At 65.3% G+C, this 11,895-nt stretch carries 12 protein-coding genes, 1 tRNA gene and 1 pseudogene; 3 read left to right on the top strand and 11 right to left on the bottom strand.

What is annotated here, in order from left to right; translation table 11 throughout:
* Positions 1-29: 29 nt before the first annotated feature.
* On the bottom strand, positions 30-722 hold the full coding sequence (locus ABD785_RS35655) for a hypothetical protein (RefSeq protein WP_344837545.1): 693 nt from the start codon (positions 720-722) through the stop codon (positions 30-32).
* 84 nt (positions 723-806) lie between these two features.
* Positions 807-1,388, bottom strand: coding sequence for a dCTP deaminase (gene dcd / locus ABD785_RS35660; RefSeq protein WP_344837548.1), 582 nt, complete (start codon positions 1,386-1,388; stop codon positions 807-809).
* A gap of 79 nt (positions 1,389-1,467) precedes the next feature.
* On the opposite strand from dcd, the gene ABD785_RS35665 reads away from it, so the two are divergent.
* Positions 1,468-1,541 (top strand) — tRNA-Gly (locus ABD785_RS35665).
* Positions 1,542-1,777: 236 nt separating this feature from the next.
* Here the strand turns inward: ABD785_RS35665 and ABD785_RS35670 are convergent.
* From ABD785_RS35670 to ABD785_RS35695, 6 genes and pseudogenes are all read right to left on the bottom strand, one after another.
* On the bottom strand, positions 1,778-2,980 hold the full coding sequence (locus ABD785_RS35670; protein WP_344837551.1) for a helix-turn-helix domain-containing protein: 1,203 nt from the start codon (positions 2,978-2,980) through the stop codon (positions 1,778-1,780).
* Positions 2,981-3,214: 234 nt separating this feature from the next.
* Complete coding sequence (locus tag ABD785_RS35675; RefSeq protein ID WP_344837554.1) at positions 3,215-3,511, bottom strand: MerR family transcriptional regulator; 297 nt, start codon at positions 3,509-3,511, stop codon at positions 3,215-3,217.
* A gap of 206 nt (positions 3,512-3,717) precedes the next feature.
* Positions 3,718-4,239 carry an ATP-binding protein gene (locus tag ABD785_RS35680; protein ID WP_344837583.1) on the bottom strand — a complete coding sequence of 174 codons (522 nt, stop codon included), beginning with the start codon at positions 4,237-4,239 and terminating at the stop codon, positions 3,718-3,720.
* Entirely contained in the window at positions 4,232-4,513 is a 282-nt protein-coding gene (locus tag ABD785_RS35685; protein WP_344837557.1) for a hypothetical protein, read from the bottom strand. The genes ABD785_RS35680 and ABD785_RS35685 overlap by 8 nt, the downstream gene beginning before the upstream one ends.
* 170 nt (positions 4,514-4,683) lie before the next feature.
* A complete protein-coding gene (locus ABD785_RS35690) occupies positions 4,684-4,992 on the bottom strand; it encodes a putative quinol monooxygenase (protein WP_344837560.1) in 309 nt (102 codons plus the stop codon).
* A gap of 213 nt (positions 4,993-5,205) precedes the next feature.
* Positions 5,206-6,981, bottom strand: a pseudogene (locus ABD785_RS35695) (IS481 family transposase).
* A 348-nt stretch (positions 6,982-7,329) separates the two neighbouring features.
* Between ABD785_RS35695 and ABD785_RS35705 the strand changes: the two are divergent.
* Positions 7,330-8,325, top strand: a complete 996-nt coding sequence (locus tag ABD785_RS35705; protein ID WP_344837566.1) for a hypothetical protein — start codon at positions 7,330-7,332, stop codon at positions 8,323-8,325.
* Between the two features lie 500 nt (positions 8,326-8,825).
* Complete coding sequence (locus ABD785_RS35710; RefSeq protein WP_344837569.1) at positions 8,826-9,254, top strand: hypothetical protein; 429 nt, start codon at positions 8,826-8,828, stop codon at positions 9,252-9,254.
* Positions 9,255-9,861: 607 nt separating this feature from the next.
* Here the strand turns inward: ABD785_RS35710 and ABD785_RS35715 are convergent.
* The 3 genes from ABD785_RS35715 to ABD785_RS35725 form a co-directional block, all read right to left on the bottom strand.
* On the bottom strand, positions 9,862-10,185 hold the full coding sequence (locus ABD785_RS35715; RefSeq protein ID WP_344837571.1) for an AbrB/MazE/SpoVT family DNA-binding domain-containing protein: 324 nt from the start codon (positions 10,183-10,185) through the stop codon (positions 9,862-9,864).
* A gap of 505 nt (positions 10,186-10,690) precedes the next feature.
* Positions 10,691-11,308 (bottom strand): nucleotidyl transferase AbiEii/AbiGii toxin family protein, encoded by a 618-nt coding sequence (locus tag ABD785_RS35720; protein ID WP_344837574.1) that lies wholly within the window; start codon positions 11,306-11,308, stop codon positions 10,691-10,693.
* Positions 11,309-11,334: 26 nt separating this feature from the next.
* Positions 11,335-11,643, bottom strand: a complete 309-nt coding sequence (locus ABD785_RS35725) for a hypothetical protein (RefSeq protein ID WP_344837577.1) — start codon at positions 11,641-11,643, stop codon at positions 11,335-11,337.
* Positions 11,644-11,895: the final 252 nt, after the last annotated feature.

Here is an 11,895-nt window from a genome sequence, read left to right on the forward strand (position 1 = left end):
GCTCCCTCCGGGGGCGGGCCCTTCCGTTCTCAGACCGTTAAGGAGGCGGGGAGGAGGTCGCGGGGCTCGGTGATGCGGTAGCCGTCGCAGTCGAGGGGGACGCCGTCGAACTCCGCGGCGATCACCAGGGCGGTCCTGCCCACCTCCAGGGCGAGGCGGTGGGCGCCGGCCGGATCGGCGGCGGTCTCGCTGAGATCGCAGGTGAGCTCCCAGGCACCCGCCCCGACGGCCGGAGGAGCGGCCCCCTCGACGGCCCTGACCAAGGCGGAGATGCGCCCCCCGCTGTAGAGGTCCATACCGGGGACGCCCGTGTGCGTCACCCCGCCCGCGTAGGGGCTGACGAGTTCGGAGAAGCGTCCGGGATCCGGCCGCCGGGCCAGGTAGACGGTCACCAGATGATGATCGGCGTCGCGTCCGGGCAGCACCCTCCCGCCCGCGAAGACGATCCCGCCGAGCCGGTGCGCGAGCCCGCCGACCAGCCCCTCGTCCCCGCTGGAGACGTACAGGACCGGCCAGCCTCCGGGCAGACGCGCCTGCCGCAGCAGCTTGGGCGTCACCTCGACCGGCCCGTGCAGCCCCGAATCCCCCGCCCAGACGACCCCGCCGTCGACCCGCGCCTCCGGCGCGAACAACCGCACCGTGTCCAGGAGCCGTTCCCGCCCGGGAACGTCACTCAGCAGCAAGGTCGGCCCCCGCCGGACCCGCCGCGCCATCATGCTCAACGCCATCACACTGCGTGTGACGCTCGAACCGGCCGTTGCGACGACTCCCGTGCGCGGTTTGTTATCGCCTCGTCACAGGGAGAGTCAGTCGGTGAGCTTCGTCTGGTGGAAATTCAGGTACGAACGTGACGGAGTCGGACCCCGCTGCCCCTGGTACCGCGACCCGTACTCGCTGCTCCCATAGGGATGCTCGACCGGCGAGGACGTCCGGAACAGGCACATCTGCCCGATCTTCATCCCCGGCCACAGCTTGATCGGCAGTGTCGCGACATTGGACAGCTCCAGCGTCACATGCCCCGAGAACCCCGGATCGATCCATCCGGCCGTCGCGTGCGTCAGCAGCCCGAGCCGCCCCAGGCTCGACTTCCCCTCGAGCCGCGCCGCCACGTCGTCCGGCAGCGAGAACAGCTCATAGGTCGACGCGAGAGCGAACTCCCCCGGATGCAGGATGAACGCCTCGTCCGCTTCGACCGCGACCTCACGCGTCAGATCAGCCTGCTCCTGCGCCGGATCGATGTGCGGATACCGATGGTTCTCGAACACCCGGAAGAACCGATCCAGCCGCACGTCCACACTGCACGGCTGCACCATCCCAGGATCGAACGGCTCGATACCGACCCGCCCGTCCGCAACCTGACCCCTGATATCCCGATCACTGAGCAGCACCTCAGCAACCTATCGGGTTTCCCACACCCCCCGAACATCCGCTACCATGCTCATGCAGCAGCCCCCGGGCCGCCGCAACGCGGATGTAGTTCAATGGCAGAACTCCAGCTTCCCAAGCTGACCACGCGGGTTCGATTCCCGTCATCCGCTCCAACCACGAAGACCCTGGCCTGGGAACTGATCCCGCTGGGGTCTTGGTCTTTTCCGGGGGGCATCGCAGGTTCTCGTGCCGTGTGAGCTCTGAAGGCCGCAGCTCTGAGGCCTGTCCAAGCCCTTGGCGATCGCCTGATTCCTGCGGGGCCAGCCGCGCGTTCCGCGGACGTTCGACAGGTCGCGCGGCGACTCGGGGCGGATGGTCTCGCGGCAACTTCCTCCCGGGTTCGGAGGCGTCAGCCGGCCAGTGCCATCCGGTCGGCCAGCACGTGGACCTCTCTGGCGTAGGTGTGCTTGGTGCTGGACAGCAGGTCCTGTACGAGGTTGCGGACGAGGGGACGGTTTCGGACGTGCTGCGGAGCGATCTTGTCCGCCTTGAGTAGCGCCTCGACCGCGGCATTCTCCTTGCGGTTCATTGCGAGTCCGGCGGCGGTGCAGGTCCAGTAGTGTGCCTGGCGCTCCAGTGAGCCGATGTCCCCGACTGCGACGAGTTCGGCGCGTGAGGCGACGTCTCGGGGCCGTCCCAGTTCGAGGCTGATCTCGACCGCGTGAATTCGGGTGTTGACGATGTTGAACTGGGTCTGGAAGACGTTTCCGCTCAGTGGCAGGTCCCGGGCGACCCGTTCCGCTTCACCGAGGTGGTCCTCAGCGTCTTCCTTGCGCCACAGCCGTGAGAAGGCGACGGCGGCCCGGAGGTGGAGCGCGCCCCACAAGGCGAGGATGTCGGGGTCCCGAGTGGTCAGGTGTTCTTCGATCCGGTCGAGCGCGGCGAGGGCCACGTCCTTGGCCGGTTCGAGGGATGCTTCGTGCAGCCACACGCCGCACAGGTCCCAGGCCGACGCCGCGATCAGCTCGGGGGAGCCGACGTGCTGTGCGGAGACCAGTTCCCGCTGAACAGCGGTCCAGCCGAGGTCATGGTGACCGAGGAGGTTCGAGGTCACCCGGGCCATGTGGCAGGCCCGCAGCATCATGGACTCGGCCTCATCGCGTCGCGCCGACGTGGTGTCGCCCGTGTGGATCACCAGATCGGTGATGATCCGGGGAAGGACCTCACCGAGCGCGGTGAACCGGGCGTCCTGCCGGAGGCTCTCGGCGAGCTTGAGCTGACTCGCCAGCTCGTCCAGCGAACTGGGCTCATGGTTGCTGAGGAGCGCGGCACCGCCCGGCATCGTGGCCTGCTGGAGCGCGAGACGCAGGTTCGGGATCGACGAGTGCCCGGAGTCGAGCTCCGCCTTCTCATGCCGGTAGGGCTGGCCGGTCAGTTCGCCGACCTCAACGCCCAGAGCCTCGGCGACCCGGGCGACGACGCTTGCCCGGTCGAGAGGAAGACGGCCGTTCTCAACCTTGGAGACCCAGCTTGTAGAGCGTCCGATCGCGTCGGCGAACGCCTCCTGATCCCATCCCTTGCGACGACGAGCCCGCGCGATGCGCTGGCCCATGGTCATCTGCTCACTGCTCATCCTTGGTCTCCTCTCGACCCATGAGAACCATAAAAGGCAAGGATTGGATCACTGGCAGAAAAACTGCCAGTGCCTGGCAGTGACCCGTTGTGACCAGCGAAGACACCAATGACAGGAATCTACTTTCTGGTTGCACGCTATGGGGAGCTCGGCGATGTCCGGGGCATGAAGAAGCCCCCGAGCCGATGGCCCAGGGGCTTCTGTACTCACGCGTCAAGCTTCTGGTGTGGGAGACGCTTCACCACGTGACCGCTGCTGCGCGGCCCTCTGGATCAGCACGAGCCGCAGTTCCCGGGGAGACACCCCGTGATCCAGACGCAGGGTGTGCAGCAGGTCGACGTCTTCCGCGTGCAGGAGATAACGACCACTGATCACGACGTGCCGGACCAGGCCCTCGTTCGCCCAGGCTCGCAGGGTGCGCGCACGGACGTCTACGCTCTCCGCCGCGGCCCGAGGCGAGTAGATGGGCCCGTTCACGGTCCACGACTCCTCATCAACGGGTTCGGCCACCGCGCTTCACCTACTTCCCTCGGTGTGCAGAGCGGCGATCTCGCCGAGCTGGGAACGGGACCGTCTGATCCGGCGCCCGGCGAGGGCACGTTCCTCCGGGGGGACGACCTTGGAGCGCGTCCAGGGTTCGTACACGTTGACGATGCCTGACAGCCACGCCTGCAAGACGTGAGCATCGTCCAGATGCCATGTACGGGCCGGGCCGCTCACTGTGCCCTCACCTTGCAGCGGCAGTCGCCGTGAACCCACCGCAGCACTGTCCGGTCAGGATCATGGGAGATCTTCATAGATCCCCCGGTGAGCACCGCGACCGTGAAGAGACCGCGCCCGTTCTCGGAGAGACCCGCGATCAGCCCGTCATCGGGACGCTCGTCGCCCAGGGCGAAGAGCCCGCCGATCTCGGCGGCGATCCCGAGCGGGATGTCCGGGACATCCTCGGGTGGCGGAGCATGGTGCACGATCGAAGCCACCAAGCCCTCACCAGAGTGGCTCAAGGTGAAGGTGATCCCGCCCTCGTTCCCGTGCTCGACGATGTTCCCGACCAGCTCGCTGACCACGATGAGCAGGTCATCCCGCGGGATGCACCCCTCAGCGACCAGAGCCGAAGCCCAGCTACGGATGTCGGTCACGGCTTCCGGGATGGCAGCGAAGTCCTGCTCGGCCATCCACGGCCCCTCCCGGTCGCGGATCACCGCTCTGACGATGGCGATCAGTCGTTGGCTAACCATCGGCAGCACCGCCCGGGATGTCCAGGACGAGCGCCACCCGTTCCACCGCTGTCGATACCTGGTCGACGGGCGCGAGCAGGACGTCCAAGGCGGCCCAGTGGAACCACTCCGCCCGGTCGGGCCCGGTCCGACAGCCGATCACCTCCTTGAACGCGGGAGACTTGGGGTTCTCTACGTGCAGCAGCGGCGGTTCGCCCTCGACCAGCCGCACGCGCAGCCCCTGTGATGCGAGCGAATTACCGAGTTCTTCCAGATACTCCTTGGGTCCGGCCATATAGCCCTCCGCAGTCGACAGGTCACGCGGAAGATATGACGGCCATCAGCCGGGAGTGGCAGAAAAACTGCCAGCGCACCGGCACTGACCAGCGAACATAACAATCAGAGCCCCGAGCGTCACCTGGAAGAGCCCAACGTTCGCCGGTCAAGTCGACCGCGGCCGACCGCTCACCCGGGGATGCCCTTGCCGCCCTGGGAGCTCAGCCAGTCGACCTCAACCGAGGCGAGGAACTCCCCGCGCGCTTCCAGGAACCGCTTCACATGCGGCTGCTCCTCATGCGCTTCAAACGCGTCCCGGTCGGTGTACAGCTCATAGAAGGCCCGCACGAGCGGTTCCCCGTCGACGAAATGCGAGACGTAGACGAGCGTCCCGGGCTCCTTGTCGATGATCAGCGGCAGCGTCTCGGCGACCAGCCGATCGAACCGCCGGGCACTGTCCTCGTCCTTACAGGTGAAGCGCACGAACAGCCCGAACACGGTTCCTCCAGAAGGCCGGCGACACTGTCCACTTTGATACCGCCCCGACCGGCACGAGCGCGACACGCATCCCAGGCACCGTCAACTGCTCGATCCCGCACCATCCTGAACCTGCCGCTCTGACCTGCGGGACAGCAGGCACGCCAGGTTGTCTAGTCCCAGGTGATGGTTGACGGTTTTGTCCCGGGGCTGGCTTGACGGATGGTCTTGGTTTCATGGGGCGGCCTTGCGGGGCCGGTGGGCTTTGATGCTGCGGACGGGCTGGTCGCTGGTGCGGCGGACGGTCTTGCGGTCGTCGGCGTCCAGGTCGATCGTGATGGTCGTCGCGGTGACGTGGGCGGTGACAACGTGGCCGGCGTGTTCGCGGCCGAGGGAGACCTTCTGGCCGGCGATGAGGATGACGCCGGTCGCGCTGGCTCGCCGCTGGACCGTCATTGGAGCCGTGGACGGGATCGGCGGCGGCCCGGCCGGGCGGGCGCCCCGCAGGCCAGAGGCCTGCTGGGAGGTGAGGGGGTTGGGGCGGGTGCGCAGCAGCTCCCGTGTGTCCAGGTCGAAGAACGCCAGGGTCTTGCCCTCGATCCGGATCCCGACCCGCCGGCCGCCGAGGATCTCCGCGGCCAGGACGGATCGGCCGGCCAGGCCGACCAGGCCGTCCCGGTTGACGGTCCGCTCTACTTCGACCGCGCTGCCGGCCTCTTCGGCCGGCGGGAGCGGGGCGGGCCCGGCCGGGCGGCCGCCGCGGACGGCCAGGACCGCGAGGTCCGCCGTTGACAGGTGCGAGCGGACGGTCTTGATCCTCGCTCCGGCGTTCAGCAGATGAATGACCTGGGAGTCGGCCCAGAACGTCACCTTCACCCCGGCCAGAGCCGGCCCGAGCCAGAACTGACGGCCCGCCACCGCCAGGTTCCCCGAGGGCGGGACGATCCGGTCGAACTCGACCGGCCCGCCATCCCAGACCACCGGCCGCTCCAGCTCCTGCTCCGGACCGGCCATCGTCTCGGGCTCATCGGCTGGCCCGGCCTGCTGCGGGACTACGGCCAGCCGGACCACTGAGGGCACCTTGAGCGGCAGCAGCTCCCGCTCGTCCTGCGAGCGGGCGGTGAACCGGTCGGCCGGGACCGCCATGCCCAGGGCCTGATGGGGCCGGACGGTGTTGTATTCGGTGACCCAGCCGGTGATCGCGGCCTGAGCCGCGGCGAGGTCCGGGAACGGGACGGCGTCGTCCAGGAGCTCCCGCCGCAAGCTCTGGTGGAACCGTTCGATCTTCCCCGTCGTGGTCGGCGACCGCGGCTGCGTCAGCCGATGGATGATCCCGTTGTCGCGGCAGATCCGGTCGAACAGCACCTCACCGCCATGCCCGAACCGGTCGGTGAACTGTTTGCCGTTATCGGTCAGCACCTCATCCGGCACCCCGAACCGGCCCAACGCATCGGCGAACGCCAGGCAGACGGCCCGGCCGGTCGCCCGGACGACGACCGACGCGATCACACAGAACCGTGAATGGTCATCGACCCCGGTGACGACCTTGCACTCGGTGCCGTCGGCCAAAAAGACCCCGCCGACCAGGTCCATCTGCCACAACGCCATCGGAGCCTCACGCTCCCACCGCCGGTAGTCCTCCCGCCTGCGCTTCCGCCGGCCAGGAGTGATCAGCCCGGCCCGCACCAACGCCCGATGCACGCTCATCCGGGACGGAACCGGCGACAAACCCAGCCGTCCGACCTCATGAACGATCCGCACCGGACCCCACCGCGGATGCTCCCGCCGCATCTCACACACCACCGCCTCGATCGCAGCAGGCATCCGCGACGGCGAACCCTCCGGCCGCTTCGACCGATCGGCCAACCCGGCCAGACCCGACTCCCGTTACCGGTTCAGCCAGGCATGCACCGACTGACGCGACACCCCGGACCGGACCGCCACCTCCGTCACCGGCATACCCGCCAGAACCTCCAGCACAGCGCGATACCGCTGCTCCACCACCGACAACTCGACCAGAGCCAATCCCAGCCCCCCTGCCACACGACGCCGCAACGAACGCACGACAGACAAGCCGAACACGACACCCGTCAAGCATCAAATGGGACAGGAGTGTCAAGCATCTCCCGGGACAGGACAGCAGGCACGCCAGGTGCGGATGAGAACTTTCTCTACGGTTTCAAGGGCGGTCCGCGAGCGGGCCCGCCAGCCGGTTCGTCCGGGCCGGGTGTGCGGCCTCTCCGGGCCGACCCGCCCCGGCCGACCAGCAATTGACAAAATCGGACAAAACGAAGATATGGGACCAATTGGGACCGGGTGAATAGTCAATTCTGGAACATCGTTAAGGGGTGCAGTCTGGTGATCTTTATCGTTCCGGTTGTACCGTTCTGTGGGACCCTATTCGACATAGGCGGATTAATGGTCGACTCTTTTATGAACTGGGTGCTAGGGATACTGGGACTGGCATTTGGCTACTATCAATATCGGAAGGGCCGGCGTGGTCCGCAAATTAAGTGCCTGATCGACTTTGATGTCTTGCTTGATCCAAGCGATAGAATTTTGAATGGTGGCCTCATTATGAGTTCCCATCATCGGGAAGTGACCTGTATAAGTCGAACCAGAGTGGCTTTTTGGAATAGTCGAGGGGAGCCGATAAGGCGAAGTGATATTAATCAATCCTACCCCCTCAAGCTCCAACTTGCAGATGGCGATTCCGCGCTCGATGTAAAAGTTATTTTCCTAAGTAAGCGGGAAAACGAATTTTGCGCTGTGATGAGTTCCGATGACCCTGCCAAGGTCAGGATCGAGTTCGAATTCTTTAATGCTGGAGATGGCGCCATTTTCGAAGTGGTCCATCAGGGCGTGACCTGTCCGACCCTATCCGGCGCTATCGTCGGAGCAGAATTGCCAACTCCGATCCACGCAGATCTAAGTCAAAGTAGGCTAAGGTCTCTCGCCGAGAGCATCAGGTCTCGTCGTATTGCAAACGTAAAGTACCTGGCGTCAAGCTCTACCGTAGGCTTGTTGGCGGCGATGGCAATACCTGCTGTGGCCGTCACCCTAGTGCTGAATAATGGCTGGCCTGACAGGACGCCAAAGTTGGTAGACGTTCACAAGTACGACCTAAATTCCCTGCGAGGCCAGGAGCATTTTGCGAAGAAGGTTTATGACGTTGGAACTTCTGAGCTCAATTGGGTCGGCCCCGCGCTATTTATTCTAATAATCTTGGCTTATTCTGCGATGGCTCTATATATAGCCCGTGAGCAGATCGATTCGTGGAAAAAGAAGGTTCCTCCAACGGTTCTCGCCGTACTACTTGAAGAGGAAGACGGCGATGACCCTGGAGAGGGTTGAAGTGCTGCGTAAAAGGAGCTATTTCTCCCAGGTGGGCCTCGTATGATCCGGAAATTGGCGCGGGCTGAGAGGGGTCGCTGTTACGGTCGTATGCCCGGTACTGCTCTACGATCGCCACGCCAGGGCTGAGGTGGGTGGGTGGTTGGGGGCGATCGCTGCCGCACCGCTTCCAGTCCTCGGGGCCTGGCGGCCCCTGCGGTCCGGGTCGGCTTGCCACCGGGCAACGGGGTACTCTGAGTCGCATGAAAGCCCAGTTCGTGAGGTTCGACGGCGGGCAATTAGTGGGCGATTAACCAAGGTGATCAAGGGTCAACAGGGGTCACTCGCGGATACCGGCGACCGCAGGTCAGAGGCCTCACTGGGGTAGCTCCAGGCGGTTCCCAAGCTGACCACGCGGGTTCGATTCCCGTCATCCGCTCCAACCATGAAGTCCTGTTCTGGATGTCGGACGGGGCTTCTGCCGTTTCCGGGGTCTTCGGTCGGTGTGTGAGGATCGAGCGGTGATCTACTTCACTGAGACCGGCTGGGTCGCGATCTTCTCGGGTGGCGGGGCTGCGGGTACGGACACCGAGATCGGGCGTACGCGTGATGTCGAGGGCTGGGATCCCGAGTCAGGGGCCGCGCTTGTCGTCGATCCTCAGGCCGGCCGAGTACGTCCGGCGACGGACTGGGAGGACTTCTCGCATCTTGAGGAGACTCACAGGGCGGTGACCGCACTCCCAGGAGGCGGGTGGCGGGCTCGCTGGGACGACGAGGGCGGCGCACCGCTCATTCAGCCGGTTCTGGCGTGGGTCGTTTCGTCACGGGGACGAGTTGTTCCGACGACGATCAACACCTACGGAACGGAGGACGAATCCGAGCTCGGCGAGCCTGACCATCTCCTTGCGCCAGGCGAAGAGCTGAGACCTGTACCGAGGCCGCCGCGCTAGGACCACAGCAGGTGTGCGCGAGCGCTTTGGACGGCTCCTTTGGAGGGCGGTAGGCGTGCCGGCAACCGGGCGAACATCAGGTCGGGAGCCTTGATCGCGTGCCATTAGCGTGCCATTAGGCAGGGTGATCAAGGGTCAACAGGGGGCACCCGCGGATAGCCTCGACCGCAGGTCGGAGGGGGCACGGCGCGAGATCCAGGCGGTTCCCAAGCTGACCACGCGGGTTCGATTCCCGTCATCCGCTCCAAACGACGTAGGCCCTGCCCTGATGTGTGGAGTAGGGCTGAGTTTGGTTTTCAGGCCGAGTGGGGTCGGTCAAGGGCCGGGCGGTGGATCGAAGATGTCATGGGTCCCTATGCGCCGCCAGATGATGTGTGTTTCGCCAGCTCGGACTTCGTCGCCGTACTGGAACGTGGCTCGGCCGTCGGGGGCCCAGGTCATCTCGAATACACCTGGCGCAGCTTGCACGCCCTTGACTCGGAGGCCAGGGCGGAAAGGGCCGTCGCTGGCGAGGTCGGGGACGAATGACTCGGTGAGAACCTTTCGGAAGCGAGTCCGCTGCTCGGGAGTGAGCTTGGCGAAGTCCCGGTCGAACCTTGCCAGTGTCTCAAAGGTCGGCATCTTCCGCCGTCTTCTCAGCTGTCTCGTCAAGGTGGGCGAACATGTCCTCAACGCTGTGGTGGACAGTGCTGCGTCCAGCAGCGAGATCAGCATTGGCCTGCGCCTCGCCGCGCTGCCACTCGGGTGTCCAGAACCAGCGCTGATCTGTGGGGATGGAGACGAACCCACGAACCGTCACGGTGCCATCGTCGTTCACGCTGAACTCAACCTCGTCGCCCTCGCCTATGTGCAAGGCCTTCCTGACCTCGTCGGGCAAGGTCAACTGGGCCTTGGCTCGGACCTTGGCGCGGGCCACGGTAGTGATCGTCATGAGGCACCTTCCAAGATTCAGAAAATCAGATCCTCCTACGATAAGAAATTCTACCCAACCATGCAACCCCGGCTGGAGGAGGGACCGCGCTTGGTTCAGGGATCCCGCTCAGGTCGGATGGTGGGCGCAGCACGAGTCGTCAGCGTGAGCCAGGTGATGGGTTGTTTGTACCGCTTTCGGTCCTTGGAGCCTGGCGGTTCCTGGCGTCCCGGTCGGCTCGTTGCGGGCGAAGGAGGTGCGGTAGGCGCCATGAATACCCAGGTGGGAGCAGTAAGTCATGGGCAATTAACGGGCGATTAGCCAGAGTGATCAAGGGGCACCAAGGGTCACTCGCGGATACCTCAAATCCCAACTCAGTGGCCCTGCGGGGGAAGATCCAGGCGGTTCCCAAGCTGACCACGCGGGTTCGATTCCCGTCATCCGCTCCAACCACGAAGGCCTGGTTCGGGATCACGATCCCGCGCCAGGTCTTGATTGTTTATGATTATTGATCTTGGTGGGGCTATTAGCGGGCGATCTCGGCGGCCCAGGATTTGAAGCGCTGGCGGAGTTCGTGGGTGCGGGTCGGCGAGAGGCTGTGGACGGTGAACGCCTGGTCGGGGAGCCGGTCGAGGGCGTTGAGGGCGAGTAGGAACATGTCCGGATCGAAGCCCGGATCAGCGGTGGTGGCGAGGCGGAGCAGGTCCTGGGTGGTGTAGCGACCGCTGCGGAGGATGGCCTCGACGTCGACGAAGTCTCGGACCTCTGCTCGACCGTACAGGGCCGCTACCTTGTTGCCGACGGCGTCGTCAGGGTGCAGGACGGGCCCGACCGCCAGCGTGACGGGAGCATGGGCGCGCCAGTCGATGCCCAACTCCACCTTCACGGACCGGCCGTCCGACGAGGTGAGCAGCAAACGGACGAACCCGTCTCCCGGCAGGGCCGTCTCGACGCCGAAACCCTCTCTGCGATAGGCGTCGGCAGCAGCGGCGACCGCCTCTTGGAACTGGGCTCTGGCCTCGTTCACGGTGAAGAGGTCAACGTCCTCTGACACTCGGTCGAGGAAGCCGTGCGCTTGGACGGCGTATCCGCCGGCGAGGGCGAACCCATACTCACCGGTCGCGGCGAGGCCGATGCGCGCCACCTGTTAGTGGAGAGGATCCATCCCGGTTACGCGGCTGCGGCGAGGAACGGGAAACGGCTCTCCCAGAGTCGACGCACCCGCACCGGAAGATAGAGCCGACTCCAGCAGCGGGCGAGAACCTGGGCGTTGAGATAGGCGACGAGGTCCGCCTGCGAGGACGCCTCACGGATCACCCGCTCGTACATCAAACCCAACTGAGCCGGATCGTCCAGGTCATAGACATGCTGCTCCGACCAGTCGAGACGACGAGGCAACTCGACAACACCGGAGACCGGCCCCTCCAACAGGGCCAGATCCTCCGGCAACGCATAAGCCCGACTGTCCGCGTACCGCATACACCCAGTGTGCCCCAACCTCAGGCTCTGTGCAGCTCGTCCGAGCCCAGTCCGCGACTGCCCCTAACGTCCTCGGAGTTTGGCTGTGGTCCAAGTCGGTCTGCCCTCGGGGCCGTGGGTGAAGCGGCTGCCTTGGGCCGCGGGTCGGGGCCAGGTGGGCCGCCCCGGCGAAGTTGGAGGCTAGATCGCGTGGTTCTCGCTCGCCAGGCCGGTGCCGGCGGCTGATCGATGGAACGTCTCCTCGTACTCGGC

It is taken from the genome of Actinocorallia longicatena (genome assembly GCF_039534125.1).
GTDB lineage: Bacteria > Actinomycetota > Actinomycetes > Streptosporangiales > Streptosporangiaceae > Actinocorallia > Actinocorallia longicatena.